Origin of the sequence: Microcystis aeruginosa FD4 (assembly GCF_009792235.1) — a bacterium.
GTDB classification, from domain to species: domain Bacteria; phylum Cyanobacteriota; class Cyanobacteriia; order Cyanobacteriales; family Microcystaceae; genus Microcystis; species Microcystis viridis.
Window position 1 is genome coordinate 2,781,780 of record NZ_CP046973.1, and the last position, 17,294, is coordinate 2,799,073.

Annotated in this window: 13 protein-coding genes and 6 pseudogenes; all 19 read right to left on the bottom strand. The window is 41.2% G+C overall.

Annotated elements, in window-relative coordinates; all coding sequences use genetic code 11:
• Positions 1–41: 41 nt before the first annotated feature.
• On the bottom strand, positions 42–836 hold the full coding sequence (locus GQR42_RS14105; protein WP_158200445.1) for a dienelactone hydrolase family protein: 795 nt from the start codon (positions 834–836) through the stop codon (positions 42–44).
• A 269-nt stretch (positions 837–1,105) separates the two neighbouring features.
• Positions 1,106–1,834: a hypothetical protein gene (locus tag GQR42_RS14110; RefSeq protein WP_158200446.1), complete on the bottom strand. Its 729-nt coding sequence runs from the start codon at positions 1,832–1,834 to the stop codon at positions 1,106–1,108.
• Positions 1,835–1,976: 142 nt separating this feature from the next.
• Positions 1,977–3,035 (bottom strand): hypothetical protein, encoded by a 1,059-nt coding sequence (locus GQR42_RS14115; RefSeq protein ID WP_158200447.1) that lies wholly within the window; start codon positions 3,033–3,035, stop codon positions 1,977–1,979.
• A 103-nt stretch (positions 3,036–3,138) separates the two neighbouring features.
• Positions 3,139–3,906: a hypothetical protein gene (locus GQR42_RS14120; protein ID WP_158200448.1), complete on the bottom strand. Its 768-nt coding sequence runs from the start codon at positions 3,904–3,906 to the stop codon at positions 3,139–3,141.
• A 119-nt stretch (positions 3,907–4,025) separates the two neighbouring features.
• Entirely contained in the window at positions 4,026–4,715 is a 690-nt protein-coding gene (locus GQR42_RS14125; RefSeq protein ID WP_158200449.1) for a glutathione binding-like protein, read from the bottom strand.
• 13 nt (positions 4,716–4,728) lie between these two features.
• The gene (locus GQR42_RS14130) at positions 4,729–6,018 is read right to left on the bottom strand and encodes a tryptophanase (protein ID WP_158200450.1); all 1,290 of its coding nucleotides are present in this window, start codon (positions 6,016–6,018) and stop codon (positions 4,729–4,731) included.
• Complete coding sequence (locus GQR42_RS14135) at positions 6,015–6,854, bottom strand: ThiF family adenylyltransferase (protein WP_158200451.1); 840 nt, start codon at positions 6,852–6,854, stop codon at positions 6,015–6,017. Before GQR42_RS14135 ends, GQR42_RS14130 begins: the two co-directional genes overlap by 4 nt.
• A gap of 202 nt (positions 6,855–7,056) precedes the next feature.
• On the bottom strand, positions 7,057–7,710 hold the full coding sequence (locus tag GQR42_RS14140) for a hypothetical protein (protein WP_158200452.1): 654 nt from the start codon (positions 7,708–7,710) through the stop codon (positions 7,057–7,059).
• Between the two features lie 360 nt (positions 7,711–8,070).
• The gene (locus GQR42_RS30015; protein WP_199273185.1) at positions 8,071–8,247 is read right to left on the bottom strand and encodes an MAPEG family protein; all 177 of its coding nucleotides are present in this window, start codon (positions 8,245–8,247) and stop codon (positions 8,071–8,073) included.
• A pseudogene (locus GQR42_RS28805) lies at positions 8,244–9,450 on the bottom strand (RNA-guided endonuclease InsQ/TnpB family protein). The gene GQR42_RS30015 and the pseudogene GQR42_RS28805 overlap by 4 nt, the downstream one beginning before the upstream one ends.
• Before the next feature lie 131 nt (positions 9,451–9,581).
• Positions 9,582–9,992 (bottom strand): MAPEG family protein, encoded by a 411-nt coding sequence (locus tag GQR42_RS14155; protein WP_371730637.1) that lies wholly within the window; start codon positions 9,990–9,992, stop codon positions 9,582–9,584.
• Positions 9,907–10,746 (bottom strand): cupin-like domain-containing protein, encoded by an 840-nt coding sequence (locus tag GQR42_RS14160; protein WP_158200453.1) that lies wholly within the window; start codon positions 10,744–10,746, stop codon positions 9,907–9,909. Before GQR42_RS14160 ends, GQR42_RS14155 begins: the two co-directional genes overlap by 86 nt.
• Positions 10,747–11,037, bottom strand: coding sequence for a hypothetical protein (locus GQR42_RS14165; protein WP_158200454.1), 291 nt, complete (start codon positions 11,035–11,037; stop codon positions 10,747–10,749).
• A 347-nt stretch (positions 11,038–11,384) separates the two neighbouring features.
• Positions 11,385–11,624: pseudogene (locus GQR42_RS14170) on the bottom strand (transposase); the annotation flags it as partial.
• A gap of 201 nt (positions 11,625–11,825) precedes the next feature.
• Positions 11,826–13,028, bottom strand: coding sequence for an ISAs1 family transposase (locus GQR42_RS14175; RefSeq protein ID WP_233271010.1), 1,203 nt, complete (start codon positions 13,026–13,028; stop codon positions 11,826–11,828).
• A gap of 129 nt (positions 13,029–13,157) precedes the next feature.
• Positions 13,158–13,775: pseudogene (locus GQR42_RS14180) on the bottom strand (IS630 transposase-related protein); the annotation flags it as partial.
• A gap of 95 nt (positions 13,776–13,870) precedes the next feature.
• Positions 13,871–15,406, bottom strand: a pseudogene (gene tnpC, locus GQR42_RS14185) (IS66 family transposase).
• A 175-nt stretch (positions 15,407–15,581) separates the two neighbouring features.
• Positions 15,582–16,192 (bottom strand): annotated as a pseudogene (locus tag GQR42_RS14190) (IS5 family transposase); the annotation flags it as partial.
• A 39-nt stretch (positions 16,193–16,231) separates the two neighbouring features.
• Positions 16,232–17,293 (bottom strand): annotated as a pseudogene (locus GQR42_RS14195) (ISKra4-like element ISMae42 family transposase).
• Position 17,294: the final 1 nt, after the last annotated feature.

Consider the following 17,294-nt stretch of genomic DNA (forward strand, 5'->3'; position numbering starts at 1 on the left):
ACAAATTATTTATACATTAAATAATTTGGTTTGGGTATTGATTAAGATTGAATCAGACGATCCCTAATAAAAGCTACAGTTTGAGATTCAGCGATAACGGTTGGATGTTCTGGGCGATCAACATAATTCACTCCTAAAACCGAATGTGCTAAGGGATTAATCCCATGTTGATTACCAATAGAGGAATCAATTTCGATCACTAGAAAGTTAGAGCCAAAAGCCTGACGAAGTCTCCGAAACCTTTGGGAAGGAACGAAGATATCATTGGTAAATCGCAACCCTAATAAACAAATGTTTTGTTCAGCACTTCTGGCTTTTGCTTGTTCTAGGGTATTTTCATCAACTCCTACCTCTGATTGACGGGACAGTGTTAGGGCAAACGGAAGTGAAGGATTGCAAACAACAGGGGCTAATACCGCCTCTTCTATCATCATTGCCAAAGCAAAACCTCCTGTAAGACACATTCCAATAGCTCCGACTCCAGGTCCGCCAGATTGACTATGGGCATATCGGGCTAACAATCTTAACCAAGAGGTCACCGGACTGTTTTTATTGGTTGCTAATACGGTAAACTCTTGCATAACACAAGCACGACCTAAAGAGTTTGCTATGTAGGGGATACTGACCTTTTTGCCTGGTTTACCTAACAATGAAGGCAACCAAACCGATAAACCCGCATTACAAAAAGCATTGGCTAACCGAATCACTCCAGGGTGAATCCCCGGAATCTCGTGCATAACAATTACTGCTGGCCCTTGACCTTTGCGAAAAACAGTACGAGTTTCATTATCAAAAGTCAATTCAAGCTCGTCAAAATCAGATAAATTCTGTAACATAAATACTGCAATGACTGAAATTAAAGATTAAGAACAATAGATATCCCCAATAATCTAGATTTAACCCTACAGAACAGTTTACATTTTAACAATTTACAGTTTACAGGGAGCATCTCACTTATGCAAGTGAGTAATTATACTTGTCGCTAAAACTTGCTTCTGGTAAGGCTTTCAAAATAGCTTGACATAAAACTTAATTTAGGAGTTACAAAGGTGAGATGCTCCCAGTTTACAGTTTACACGGGTTTGAGGTTAATTTATGGAAATATCTAATAAATGCCGTGTTTCTTCAAAATTAAGCTCAGTCCCAGCCCCCCCAGTAATGCTAAACCTGTATTAGATAAGGGTTCCGGAACAGCCACAACTTGAAGTGAAGCATTATAAACAATGGGACCGAGGAAATTGTCGGGAGTCAATAGACTAGCAGGTAAACCAGGCGGAACATTCGGAGCAAAATGGACTACAGCAGCTTGAACTTCATTGGTGATGAAATCAGTTAATATCCCTGTTAGATCAGATGAGATACTAAGAATTAAAGGATCTAATGGATTAGGTGAATTAGGATCAAGCACAACCCTTCGATCAACTGTGTGCAACTCAAATGAGAAGTTAACAAAATTGGGAATCGTTAGGCTCAGAAAGTCACTTACATATAAACTAGGATCGTTAGAGCCATGAAACAAAGGGCCTGATTGGGTAATTAATCCATTGGAGATACCTTCATGAACATCCCGAATTGCCCCTAGTTGTGAAGGATTTATCAGTGCCGTAGCAAAAGACCCCGTGGCATTATCAACTTGAAAATTTCCCAAGACATTCGGATTAGGTACCAGATTAGAAGCGTCAATATAATCGAACTGATTATAACTGCCAAAGACATAGCCAGAAAAATCAATGCGACTTCCAACCGTTGCTCCTTTAGCTATACTGGAATAGGTCACTACACTGGTTACTATCAATGGAATCATTGCTATAGCACTCAGAAATTTAAGTTTCATGGAATTCTCCCTTGTCGGAATAAATTAGAAGTCAGAAATGTTACTTTTCAATTTTCAACGTTTCATCATAAATGCTCAGAAAAGAATCCGATTACTGGTTTTAAGCCCTATTTTAAAGCTGTAGATCGAAGAAATTTGTAACTTATCCCGTTTCCCCATCTTTAATGCGTAGCTGCTCAGGTTTTAAATCTAGCCACTCTAAAGAGCTAGTTACATACCGTCCTAACAAGATTTTATTTTCTGCCATAAAATCCATTAAAGAGAAAAGAAATCGCCAGAGAGAACGAGGGGCTTTTCCTTCACGAATTAATTGCGAAAATTCTGGTTTATAAGGATTATAACCCAAATTTTTCAAGTCAGAATAAATAAGCAGCCAATTCAAAGTAAAGTTACTCAGAACAGGATTGACATACCAGCGATTTTTAGCTAGACCCAATTCGACAACTTTTGCCATGACTTCTTCTTGGTTGTAATCCCAAGCATGAAAGGGAGCGATAATACGAGGAAATTTGTCACCTTTTTCATATATATTAGGATTCCAGAACAGAGCTTTCTCAGACTCTTCAAACAAACCATTTTCAAACAATTCGTAGGGAGTCCAGTCTTCTCGTATTCTGTCTTGAGGCATTTCGTAAAGCATCCGATCTGGGTCAGGTTGACCAGGAGAATACCCTGTAATAATTAGGGGAATGTTCTTGTCCATGGCTAAACGAAGAATGTCTCCTTCTCTAATATCTAACCAAAAATAACAAACTGTATAAACAGCACCCCGCTTATCTTGATTACACAAAAGATAGCGAATAAATCGCCGATAAAGCTCTTTTGACGGAGTCACAACATGATGAGCGACATTAAGCTGCTTCACCGTACGACGGATATTATCCCAAGTATTGGGGGGAATATCAAAGTCGCTTGTGTAAGCCAAAACCCGTAAGTTGTAATCTTTGACCAGTTTATAAAGTAGATAACAACTATCTTTGCCTCCACTAAAAGAGAGGATACAGTCGTATTCTCCATTACCTGAAGGTTTTCTAAGGATTTCTTCAAGTTCTTGCTTTCGTAAGGCTCGTTCTCTCTCCTGTTGCTGATTATTGTTACCTTGCTTTTCCCATTCTCGACAGAAGTTACAGACCCCATGAGGATCGAGACTGACTCCTTCGAATTGTGTTGTTAATAGGCATTTTTTGCAGGTTTTGGTCATCCTATTTAATCTCTCATAACCTATTGTGCATTAAAACTCTCATGTATTTGAACTGAGTGGCAAGCTCCCTAAAAAATAGGGGAGCTTGCATTTGTCCAACTACTTAAACAGTTAAATTAGACATACGAGCATATACTTCTTTGGCATAAGTCATAGCATCTTCAAGAAAGTCAGCATAAGAATTAAGCGCATTAGCTGCTGTTTCTACAAGGATATCTGTATAGTCAGGATGCTCACTAACCAATTTATCAACAATTTCAAAATTTGTTTCGGTATGTTCAACATCAGCCACAACGTGCTTATGTAAAAAACTAATATTAGGTAGAGAGTGTTGCCCCATAGAGGCAACCCATTTCTTAATCAAAGTTGGCCCGTAGGTCGTCGAGATTAATTCGATCTCAACATCAATGGCTAATTCAGCCCAAGGGTAATCTCCTTCAATTACTTGCTCGTGTAACTGATGATAACGTTTGACAGCAGTACTCATTTTATTAGCCAGTAACTCTTGAGCATCTAGAGGAAAGTTAGATTCTTCTTTATTCCATACAGCAACGAGATTTTCTACATCTTCGATAGCCCAATTTTCGTGACCATCTTCTTCTCCTTCATGCTCATAGAAAAAGTCAGCCATCTCTTGTAAACCTAAGTCTTGACATCCATCACCAGCACGTTTTAAGTAAACGGGAATAGGTTCAGTAAGTCCAGCACTCAAGGCACACCAATGAATCATAAAAAGTTTTAAGAGTGTTGGTTCGACTTCCTCTTCCCATATTTCTTTGACAACAGGTCTTGAGGCAAACTCTTGACGTAGTAATTCACATCTTTTTTGGTATTGATTTTGATGGATTTTGGCTTTTTCTACAGTAGTCATGGCATTATTTCTCCTATGGTTAAATGAAAATTGGTCTGTACTGAACTAATAGAGTCGATAGTTTTACTTGGCTAAAGCCTTATTGAGGTAAAAAAGGTGGGGAAAATCAAGGAAATAAATCATTGATTAGACTTAATGTCAAATAGTAAGCGACGTGCCTCCTCATCCATCTGGAAATCCCCTTGAATAGGTTCACCCACTTCGTAAGCCCTTTTGACAGCTGGACGTTCAGAAATACGAGTAACCCATTGGGCAACACTTGGAAAATCGGCAAGGGGGACGTTAATGAGGTCGGAAAATTTGATCCAAGGATAGCAAGCCATATCTGCGATCGAATAATCTCCTGTCAGATACTCTCTATCACTCAATTGTTTTTCCATTACTCCTAACAATCGCTTGACTTCGCTGACATACCTTTTTTTGGCATAAGGAATATCTTCGGGAGCATATCGAGTAAAATGATTCGCCTGTCCCATCATTGGACCAATTCCCCCCATCTGCCACATTAGCCATTGAATGGTTTGATGACGAATCCCTAAATCCGATGCTAAAAATTGATCGGCTTTCTCGGCGAGATAGATGAGAATACTGCCTGATTCAAACAAGGCCAGGGGTTTATTTCCCTCAGCAGGCGAATGATCAATAATTGCAGGAATACGGTTATTGGGGGCGATCTCCAAAAAATCAGCTTGAAATTGCTCTCCTCGCAAGATATTTATTGGTTTGATTTGGTATGGTAATCCAGTTTCTTCAAGGAAGATTAAAGGTTTATAACCATTCGGTGTAGGCCAGAAATAGAGATCAATCATAGTCAAAAACCAACTAATTACTGGTTACTAAATCCATCGGACGATACTGGGATCTCAAAAATCCCGTCAAACCCGATCCCTTTTCCACAATCTTTAGCCCTTGAATTTTCTTTTTAGCTGTTAAAAGACTAGAAATACCATCAGCAACTTGGTTGATTGCCTCCTCTTCTAATCCTAAAATGGGCACAGCAAAACGAACCAAGCAAAGCTTATTCGCTATCTGAGTTAGAGAGCTAGAATTGAGAGAGCCGCGAATTCCATAATCTTTAAACAGTTGATAAAGAAAAGCTTGGGCTGGGTGATGAGTATCAGGAAGCTCCAAACACTGAGCATTGATCTCCAGAAAGACTCCATGTCCTCCCACTGGTTGAACTAAATTCTGGTGGTTTCTGAGAGCTTCGTGCAGTTTTTTGACAAGATTGATTCGTCGGCGAACCAAATAAGTTACCCTATCCATGTCAATTATGGCATACGATAGTAATTCTTGAGCATCATGACTCAAACCGCTTCCGAACAGCACTAAGTTATCCAGACAACGATAAAATAGTTCAGTATCTCGTACAGCTAGAAAGCCGCCGATTGAGGTAGGAAAATCCTTAGTGGCACTCATGGTACACCCGTCTGCATAGGAGCAGAATTGGCGGATAATCTCATCAATGGGAGTATTTTGATATCCCTCTTCTCGCTCCTGAATCATCAGAGCATTATCGATAATTCTACAGCTATCCAAATAGACAGGAATCTGATAATGACGAGCTAACTCAGCAACAGCGCGCATATTTTCTAGAGACATCGGATGTCCACCTACGGCATTGTTACAAGGCTCGATGCAAATATAAGGAATCCAATTCGGATGATAAGTTTCAATGATCTGTTCAAGGGCGTTGAGATCTATATTTCCTTTGAAAGGATATGAGTTCCTTATGTCTAAAGACTCAGGACACATTACTTCCACAGATGTCCCACCATGACGTTCTTGATGAATCCTTGTAGTCGGAAACAAAGAACTACTGGGGATATAATGACCATTGCGTATTATCGCCTGACTTAAAATGGTTTCAGCTAAGCGACCCTGAGAAACAGCCATAACATAGGGGAATCCAAAATATTGGCTAAATATTTGCTCAGGACTCAGTCTATCGGCAGAGTTTTGTTGACTCAATTTAGAGTCTCGGCCTAGTATAGAACTCTTTTGGTGAATAAGACTATCAGTCTGTAGATCAAGCTCAATATGTTCTCTAGGAACAATATCTAGATTATGTCCAGCAAGTTCCAAAATTTGCATTCGAGAAGTAAGACTCATGTCTGTTCTCCTTCAAATTCGGATCGAAGTTCACTGACATCGACAATCTCATAGCTCATCCGAAACAAATCGAAAAACATGGCTTTTGGTAATACAATCGGCTTTCTTGAGCCAGGGATAATGCCATCTAATAGATAGGCTATACACTCTGTTGCCAGTAAAGAACTCCCAATGACAGGCCCAACCGCGAGAGTGGGAACTTTCCCGATTTGTAAACTCTTACCAATAACATCAATTTGCTCAGGGACAAACCACTCCTTAAAAATATCAGGAAGTGCTGTAGCCTGTTTAGCATTGCGCAAAGTCTTTGTCCAGAACTCCATACTCATTCCCTCAGGGGAAGAACATAAAGCAAAGCACCCAAATCCCAAAATTGGGGCGACTACACTAAATATTCCCAAGTCTCTGGCTTTTTGATGCATCGTTTCTCGAAGTTCATAGGGAACCGCTGCATCCAAACAATCAACAAGGATATCAGCCCCCTTGAGAAAGTCATCCTGATTATCGTTGGTGAGACCTTTGTTAAAGACTTGAATTTGAGCCTCAGGATTAATATCAAGAATCAGATCTCGATAAACCTCTGCTTTATTCTTGCTCATTGTGGAAACCGTTGCTCCCCATTGTCGATTCATATCAGGGGGATCAAAATCGGCAGGATCTGCTAAATGAAAAGACCCAATTCCCAAGCGGCACATTGTCAAGGCCATTGCCCCACCAATCCCACCACATCCAGCAATAACAATTTTCTTCTTAGCTAAACATTCTACACCAGCGTTGGTAAGGAGGGGTAAGCTTCGATTAAGAAAATAGTCTGGTGAATTAATAGATAATGTCATTATCATTTACCAAATGTGTCCTTCAGATGAGTTATGAAAGCAGCAATTCTCATTTTAAGATTCACGAGAGTTGTCTGTTCCAGACGGATAGAGGAACAGCTGGATCAATCTTGTGCTTTCTAAAATGGCGTACACTTAGGGTAAAATGAGAATTGCTTTATAAAACAGTTGCCGTTAATACTAGGCTAAATATGTCAAGTATTTATGATGCTATCAAGTTATTAGATAGCAAAGAACTAATACTCCAATCATACTTGCCTAGATTAACTTCTCCTTGGTTGACATACATAAACTGAGCTTGAACGCTATGAATTGTAATTAACCCCCCAGGTAGGTTTCTCATCCCTAGTCGAGATAAGGTGCGATGGTTCGCAGAGGGCAGTAAAGGCATTCCTAAACACAAATCCAAATCAGATTGACCTTGGAAAAGTTTGAGAGCAGCACCAGGTAAAGCTATCGCTAAAACAGTGTTTTCCACTTTGATTCGTCTATACTTTTTGGCGACAATATTGTAGGTTGAAGTCATAACTTTCTTGTATCCTTGACTAAGGATGAAAGCCATCGATTCCTCTGTCATCACCCCAAAGTAGGATAAAAAACGCGAGGCTAGGATTTGTAAGTCGATGTAGTTAATCAGACCAAGAGCAGCAATATCTCCGCCTTCTGCAAAAAGAATTATTTTGTCAGCAGCTAGAAACTTGTCGGAATGTTTAATAGATAAACCTTCTAATCCTAACTCCTCAATCGCCTCAGTCCATTGAACTTGCCAAAATTTATAGGCTTCATTATATAGAAACCTTTGCATTGGTTCTTTTTTGTCGATTAACTGTAGTTGAATGGAGTTGTCTGCTATCATTTTTAGATATTTTACCCTCAATTAATAAGTGTGCATCAAGTCAAGTATTGACATACTCCCACCGTCAAGCTACGCTGTGACGGGGGATTCTTTCCATATCACTATCGGAGCGGGTTGGGCTCTTCTCGACTTTGTGTGATAATCAGTGCTTATCATTCGTAGGAGTCTTGCTAGGCAAAGCTTTGAAGACTATGTTTCTGGAAAATTATCCCTATCCTTCTTCCTTCCACACAGAAACCAGAAGAGCCCGGGTTGTTATGAATCTCTTTTGTGGGATTTTTAAAACCTAGACACAAACTAACTTTTGGATGGGTGCAAGGTTGTCATTCATACCTTGATTCAGCAACGCCCTTGATTAGACTAAGCTAATCGCAACAAAACGGTAATTATGTTCCAGCTCATAGCAAACAAACAGAGGATTCCTACTGCGTAGGCAATAGTTCGCCATGGCTGTAACCCTAGAAGATAGGTTAAGGTATGAAACAGACGTGCTATGTTGACACTCCCGTCGCTGAAAGCGAGGGATTCTTGGTTCACTGACTCAAGTTGTCTTGACAGGTATTGCTACCAACCAAAATAGAGCTTAAATCTCCCCAAGCGTTTAGGTCTGATGACCAACTTCCGATATGTCCTATCGTAGCTTTTTTGAGTATATTTAATGCCGCCATTTTGTCTCTATCTTCTACATATCCGCAAGAACAAACATGGGTTCTAACCGATAGAGACTTTTTAATTAACTTGCCACAATTAAAGCATTCTTGGCTAGTATAGGCGGGATTAACAGCAATAGTCAATCTGCCGTATTTAATGCCAAAATACTCTATCCATTTTCTTAATTGTGACCAGCCCGCATCATTAATACTCTTAGCTAGTTTTCGATTACGCACAAGGTTCTTGACTTTTAAATCTTCATAAGCTATCAAGTCGTTTGACTGAATTAAGCGGAGTGCCAATCTTTTAGCAAACTCTTCTCGCTGCCTACTTACTTTTAAATGTCCCAAGCGCGTACTTTTGTCTAGCCTTTTTGTAGTTATTAGACTGCTGTTGCCCTCTTCTAAACTTTTTAGATTTTCTCCTATTTAGTTTATTAAGACGCTTCTCTGCTTTTCGATAATATTTAGGAGGTTCTACTGTATTGTTGTCGCTATCGGCATAAAGATACTTTAGTCCCATGTCTAAACCTACACATTTTTTGGTAGGCTCTAATTTTGGGGTTATATCTCTCACGTCAAGTTTTAACATTAACTGGCAATAATACCCATCAGCACGTTTAACTATTCTCACCCTTTGAATTTGCCATTCTTGGAAACAGAACAAGTCTCGACTACCAATTAGTTTTAACTCTCCGATGTTTTTACCATCGGTGAAAGTTATTCTTTTGGTATCTCGATTAATCTTCCAGCCTGATTTTTTAAACTCAATAGAATGAGTACGTTTAGAGTATTTAGGGTATCCCTTTTTGCCAGGGATTTGGTTTTTACAGTTGTTATAGAACCTTAAAATAGCAGTCCAAGTCCGTTCGCAAGCTTGTTGACAAGCTGTAGAGTTAAGGTCTTTGACGAAAGAATATTCGTTTCTTAATTCGGTTGTGTATCGATAAATATCCTTTTGTCCTACACCTTTGTTATCTTCCCAATATCTAAGGCATTTATTCCGAACAAACTGAACTGTCCGAATTGCCTCATCAATGGCTTGATATTGAGATGGTTTTCCTCTAAGCTTGTACTCTAAAACGAACATCTTGCGTGCCGACCTACTACGCAAACTATTCTAGCACGCTAAGAATTGAGTTGTCAATCGTGCTTCGCTATTTCTATGCTGGCGGAACCTTTCATCTCATCGGTAAAACCGAGAGCCTTCAAGCCGACATTTCAGGTAAAAATCGAAAATAGCCAACTGGCATACTTGGGAGGCGCTCCAAGGAAGACATAAGCTATTCCAAGACTACAAAAGATAGGGATGTTCTCCAAGTCATTGAGCCAAGCTTTGGATGCACGTCGGACTTGCGGTAATTCTTCGGCTGCAGGATGTTTTTGAAAGACTTGGGCATCTTCTGGATTGAGAAAGACACGCCGGCTAAGACGATAAAAACCTTGATATGCTGAAGTGGCGAACATTTTCAAAAATAAGACAACAACACACAAGGAATACCAGTCAAGAGCATTTTCCATCAATTTCTTCTCAAATTCCATTGCCTTAGACAGATACTCTCCTGATAAATTCTTGTTGGTCAAACTCAAAGGCCAATTTTGCTCCACTAGCAGCATCCGAACCCCAACCATCTTTTAAACAAGTCCAAACGGTTTGACGAAATCGATTGGAGGTAATCCACATAAGGGAAAACAATGGATGTCCTACAAGTAAATTGTTGACAGCCCGTGAAGCAATTCCAATAGAAGGTTCGGGAGTATCTACGCAGTGCCACCACCATTGGGGAGAAAAAAGAACATCTCCTGGTTCTAATACTGTCGTAAACTTGGGAATATAGCGATACAAAGGATAGCCATCAGCTTCAATCTCATTGAGACTTTTCTTCCAATCAATCATGGTGGTTACATAAAACATATCTTTGCGGGTTATCGGATACATCCACATAGAGTGCTGTGGATGAACTAAAGTCCATTCTTTGCGCCCATAGACCATCGTAAACAGATTAGGTCCGCCTGTGGCGTGCCATGCTGAACGAACTCCTCCACCCGATAAAAAAAGCTGGGTTGACATAATTCGCTGTTGTCGCATACTAAGGTATTTCCCAAGTGTTTTGAGATCCAGTGCTTCACGCAAAGCAGGATTTCTGTTAAATAAATCCTCAGTATGTCCTGGATAATAAGTGCCACCGTTTTTAATGTTCTCTACGACCTCAGACAATGGAATATCTATATAGCGTAGTGCTTCCTCATTGAGTTCGTTAGCACGTACACGAGTAGAAACCATTTCGTTGCCATAATTTGAGGCAAAAAATTCAGGAGTCCAAATTTTAACTGCTTCCCAATGCTTTGCTGCTCCTCGAAAAACAACTGGTGTATTGGGTTTCACCTACACTTCGTGAAATTGTTCTGGCGAAATTTCATCAATCGTCAACTCAGGTATTGGCAGTGTAGGAGAATCTCCAGAGGGGATTGACTGATTTTTGATGCTCTCTTCAATAGGCTTCATTTTCTTAATACACCAAGGTGAACCATAAGCTCCATATTGACTACGACCAACAAAGTAGTAACGATACAGAAAAAGTCCCCAATATTTTAGTGTTGTCAGATGGTCAACACTAGGTGAACTACTAAGATCAACAGTGGGAAAAGAATACATTTGTTTTATGTCGGACAGCATTTTTTCTCCAGTTTGGGAATATCGGCAGAAGTGTTGAATCCTGCAATAAAACTTGACAAAACCAGTATTTTACTGATGCTCAATTGCTTCACTATTGAGAATGGAGTCAATAAGCAGTCCTTTTTGGTATCATCAGAGCGAATACATAACTTGGTCATGATCTTCAAAATCTTAACATTCAACACTTCTGCTAAAGTAAAAACCCATCTAGTATAAAGCGTACTTGACAAACCACGGAAGTGTTGAATCCTGTAATAAAACTTGACAAAACCCAGCAATTCTAAATTTGGGAAATTAGGATGAGTTGGCAGCTTGAATGTATAGTTATTTCAAATAAGAACGAGACACTAGGCAACACAATAAGTACGAATAATTTCATCAAGGGGTGTCCCCACAGGAGCATACATTCTGGCTCTCTTTAATGCACTAAAATCATGTTCGATATCATTTAAATCAGGAGAGTATTTTGGCAAAAACACTACCTGATGACCTGCTTCCTCTACCAGTTGTCTAATCACTGTCTTCCGATGAATTGGTGCATTATCCATAATTAATACTGATGTTATGGCTAGAGAGGGCAATAAATATCAGGGTAATCGCATGTTGATAGAGTTCTCAAATTCCGAGGAGTTAGGTCTAAAATTCGATGGGCAACTCAGGCTTTGACCTGCACAAGGCGACCGAATCTCTGGTTTTGCCAGTCATTATGGCCTAACAAACCCCGAACTGAGCTTATCTACTCAGTTCCTTAAATTCCCAAAACTCCTGATCAACTGCAAGATTAACATCTACCTCCCCTCTCTGTCAACGGCACTGGCGGCTAAGATTTTCACCATGAAATCATTGTTCATGCCTGCCTTATACCGTTTCATCTTTAGGCTCATTTTTGAGGGTTCTCGCTTTAACAGATTCACACTTAAACGGCGCAACAGACCTAGGTTTTCCGCTCCATAGCCTAGACGAATCCGACTGGCATCTTCATTAAAGGTAACATCGAGTACCCAATGGAGACTATTTTCGATACTCCAATGCCTGCGAATCACCTCGGCCTGTTTTTGGGCATCGGCTGCTAAACTACTGATGAAGAAGCGAATTTCTGTCGTAGTTTTATTCCATAATTGGCGGACACTGCGAACCATGACTAGGGTGGTTAGGCCAGGCCAGAGACTCTGCCGATGCAGGGGCGGTAATTGAGACACTGGCACTACCCAAATTTGACGGGTTTCGAGCCGGTGATGCCCCGACTCCACCTTTTCGTGGTAGCTGTATTCAATCCCTTGCCAATCCCCGGCTATAGCTTGGTCAAACCAGCCTTCTACTTGTTGAAAGAGCTTGCCCTGATTGCCTTTGAGGGCTAAGACGTAATCTCCAGCCCCAGACTTGATTTGTTGGGCAATTTCAGTCTGGGTTCCCATGGCATCCAAGGTGACTATCGCTCCCTTGAGATTGAGCAATTGCAGCAGGTGCGGCACGGCGGTAATTTCATTGGATTTACTGTCCACTTTTTCTTGGGCTAAGACTAACCCATGTTCGCTACTCCAAGCACTGACGGTGTGCAAAGCTTTCAGCTTTTCCTCTCGGTCATAAGAATTTCTGGCCGTTTTCCCATCTATGTGGATTAGTTCTATGTTCAATTTCTCGGTGATTTCCTCTATCCAAGCCAGGAATCCTGACTGTAATTGCTTGGGTTCTAGCATCCCTAGCACTCTGCCAAAGGTATCGTGGGAAGGTATGCCATTCGGTAGGTCTAAAAATGTTTCCAACCAAGATTGCTTGGCTTGTCCGTAGGCTTCTATGGCGACAAACCCATCGGCACCAGCTAATACCGCCAAGATAGCTATGGTAATTATCGAGACTAGGCTATGATTGCGCCCCCTGTCCGCCCTCGGGTCTTCTAGATGCTGAAAATGTTTCAAGACACTGTTTCTTAAAACCTTTGCCTCTCGCTCTTGCTTGGGGTTTAAAACTAGGAGACCAAAACCGGATGCCATGCTCAACTGCTACACCATGTAACTTTTTGCTTCCTCTCAGATTAACTTATATCAGCTCGTCCTGCTAGGCATGACATTCAGTCACCTCTGTCTGTTACGTTTTCTACAAAACGACGTGCGATTACCCTGCAATAAATATAAAGATAACCACCCTTCAAAACCTTCGGCATTCAGGCTTCTTGTAAATACCATCGGGGCAATAAAGTCTTTTTTTCCCTTTCTTCTCCCGGCCACAAGGTTCTCTCTTTTTCCTCGTTTTCCTTGTCTATCTCCCAAGACTTTCTTCCCTTTTTTTGCCCAAGCATAAAAACAGGCTTGAAATTCTTCAAACCCTGACTCATCAATAAATATAAGGCTTTTACTTCCAGACATTTTAATCAATTCTCTCAGCACTCTGTAGTATTTCATTCTTTCTTCTCGGTTTCTTTCTCTATAACGAAGTTCCTTCTTTTTTCTGGTAATTTTCATTTTTTTTAAGGCATAGCAAATGGCACTTGGTCTCACTCCAAACTTCTCGGCTCTGTCTCTTAATCTTGCCTCGGGATTTTCTTGGACATCTTTTGACAATGCTTTCCAGTCTAGCTTTCTTTGACTGTGTTTTACCTTTGTCGCTTCCAGTTTTTCCCTACCTAGCCATCTATATATTGTGGCTCTTCCTATATTAAATAGAGCGGCGGCTTTGGTTATGCTTCCCCCATTCTCTACATAATCAATTACTTTTTTTCTCAAGTCTAGGCTATAAGACATTTTTCTGTATGGGTTGCTCGTTTCTCTTTATTTTACCTTATTTTTCCCTCGTCTCACACTTATTTGAAATGACTATAACCGTTCAGGGGGGGGTGTCAAGCAGCCAGTGGTATTGACCCTGTAGAAGTACTCTCCTGGGGTAGCAGAGAAGGAGAAGCACTACCTTTCCTAGAGGCGCGAATCGCTTCGGTCATGAATTCCAAGACATTGCGGTTCTGAGAACGCAGACTGGTGACTACCGTCAGCATCCGCGCCACAAAAATACTACCCGCCTCACTTTGAGAGCCAAAGCTAGTGCGCCGCCACAGCACCGCCGGACGAATTGCCCTCTCAGCCGCATTGTTCGTTGGCTCTAACCCCTCCACCGTGACAAACAACCATAGGGCGGACTCCACCTTCAGCAGTTGCCGGCAGGTGCGAACGGTTTTAGCCAAAGGAGTCTTCTCCCTGGAGCCAATCTGATAATCCGCTCCTGAAGAGAGTAAACTTCTGACTCGTTCTCGAATCGGCGACACTAATAACTCAAACTCACTCCGGCTAAGGGTTCCATCTCGCACTCGTTGACCGGGGCGAAACAACTTTTTCTGTTGGGCGAGCAAATCTCGTCCTAGTTGACGGGAGACTCCACTGCGTTCGGAGATTTTGGTGAACTCTCGCTTGAGATGTGCCCAACACAGTTGTCTTCGGTCAACATCGACCCAATTGTAGGCATTATAGCGATCGCTATTGAGAATCCCGCTGAAGTTCTCTCCCAATAACCCTTGAGCCGCCGCCGTCGAGCGCGACAGATCCACACAGAAGAAGCTGACCAAGGGGGTGACGGCTACCTACAGCCAAGCTCTCTTCTGGTGAGGATTTTGCCCATCAGTATTTCCCTGCCCGAACCCCGTCTCGTCGGCTCCGACTATCGGCTGCGACTGCACGTAAGCTTTGGCCTCTTCTACTGCCCCCGAAACCGCTGAGGAAGTTTCCTTTCTCAGGCGATTGACAGTCCCCAGAGACATTTTCACCCCAAACAAGTCCGACATCGCCGAAACCACCATCCTTACTGAATGACGGTACATCCCGCTCAAGACCGAGACGATGGCTACCACTCTCCCTCCGTAGCCGCACTCTTCTACTTCGACCGGGAGGACCGCTCTGGTTTTCTCACCGCAATGATGGCAAGTTAGTTGGTGTAGGCGATGCTCTTCGATGTGCAGTTGGATGGGGGGTATCTCTACTACTTGATGGCGATAGGGGTTGGGGTCAAATCCTGTGAGTTTCTCCCCACAACAAGTGCAAGTCTGGGGATAGTAGTCGGTGCGGAGCGCACACTCTTCCACTGGATACAGGGAAAGACTATGACCTGGGTGTCCGGGTTGCCCCCCTCGCTTTTTCTGGGTTTTCTTTTTTTTCTTGGTGTTCTCGACGTTGGGAGAGTCTGAGGCAGGAGAGCTATGGGAGTTCTGTGAGTTTCGATTGACTTTCTCTTCTAGCCCCTCTTTTGAGTCTTGTAATTCTTTGAGGTGTTGCTCTAGTTGCTCTATCTTCAAGCCTAACTGCACTACTAGCTGTCTGACACTGAGTGGGGTCTTTACCCAATCCTCTGCGTCTATTCCTGACATCTCTAGTGGCTGCTTCTCATCCATGTCTCTCAGATTACCAGATTTCGTACCCCCCTGAACGGTTACGCTTGAATAGGTTCAAACTCATCCAACATAAAAGAAAACAAATGCTGCCAACTATCAGATCTCTTGCAAAAGTAATCAAGATATATCCTTTTGTCGGTAACGAAGTTCGTAATTAGATCTCTTGCAAAAGTAATCAAGATATATCCTTTTGTCGGTAACGAAGTTCGTAATTGTAGATACCAGCAATCAAATTCAATCTCAGACCAAATCGCCGTCTGCGATTTCTGTATCTTGATGAAAGTATCCGAAATATTTTGAGACGACGATGAATATGTTCTATAACTATGCGCCGTTGTGATAACTGACGATTGGCTTTTTTTTGCTCTTTACTTAGTTTTTTTTTCTTTTTTTATGAGGAATTTGACTGTTTTGATGGATTTTTTGGATTCCTTGATAGCCTTGATCCCCTAATATTTCTATTTCCTTATTTAACCTTATTTTGCTCTCTTTCCACAGTCGAAAATCATGGACTCTTCCTTTCTCACAACGGACACAGATTACCTGCTCGCTTTTTTGATCGGCAACGACTTGCGACTTTAATGTGTGGTATCCCTGCTTGCCACTATAGCATGATTTCTGTTTTTTTTTGGGTCTTTCTATCTCCTGTTCTGACACATCCACCACTATTACTTCTATTTCACTATTACTTTCTAATAGGGCTTTTTTTCCTGGTAGATTAAACAGACCTGATTTGATGAGAATATTCTCTACTTTCCTAACAATTCTATACGCCGTTGATTGGGAGCAAGTCAGTTTTGTCAGAACATAAATACTATTCAATAGCTAAAGACTGTTATTTAGGTAAGCACAGCGGTGTTTAAGCACTCGAGGGATATTTTCTTCATTCCACTGGGCTCCAGAAATTTTCAGTCGTCGGTCAATCTGTTTAACCGTGGATTCAACGGCTCCCGAAGCAATAGAGCAAATCTCTTCTTGTTGATAGTAATTATAATTAACAATTCGATGACGATGAATCTCTAAATAACGACAGAAATTTTCAGCTCGTTCGTTTTTTAAAGGAGAGATTAATGCTATTGTTTCCTCAATTTTGCCCTGCCATAATAAACTTTCTGCTTTTTTCAATCTCTTCACTGAACCGCCGACTTTATGAAGATTTTCTACCAAATGAAACCAGTCAAGTATTTCTCTTTTTTCTCCTGGACAATCCCAGTTTTTCACAATTTTCCAAATACCGGGATGTCCGTCTCCCAAACAGGTAAGGGGGTCAGATAAAGGTTGTTGATTAACCCAATATATTAACGATTCATTCTCTCCAAACCAAGCTTTTCTTAGGAAAGTATCAACACAGATTGCTTTATAATCTTTCCAGATACAAGCCTCTCCCTTAGTTTCGGTTCTTAAGCGCACTTTTCCTCCATCTAGACTAATTTCTTGAACGGGGTTTCCTGATTCTTCTTCGGCAAATTGGTGGCGATGGACTAATCGTTGTTGAGTCCTAGCCGAGACCTTCATCCCTGTATAAAATTGAATATCTCTGGCGGCATTTTCATAAGAAACATTGGCACTAGCTCTTAAACAACAGCGTTCTAAGTAAGGACTAATTTGGTTATTACGAGGAATATTTAAACGGATTGCTTGTTTTTCTGTCAGGCATAATTCTCCGATGATGCTTTTTATTTTTCTCGGTCTCCCGGCTTGAGTTCCTGTCGTTTTTGTGACCAAAAAAAATCCTAGTTTCGGAGTTATATATTTTCAGGTCTGTTCTCTTATTGTCGTCTCTATTCCCTCTAAAGTTTGGATTTTTTCAGCCTCAGCTTCCTGATGAAGAATCTTGGCTATCGCTTGAATATGTTGGTTAAGTTCTTGTTGTTGCTCTGGAGTCATT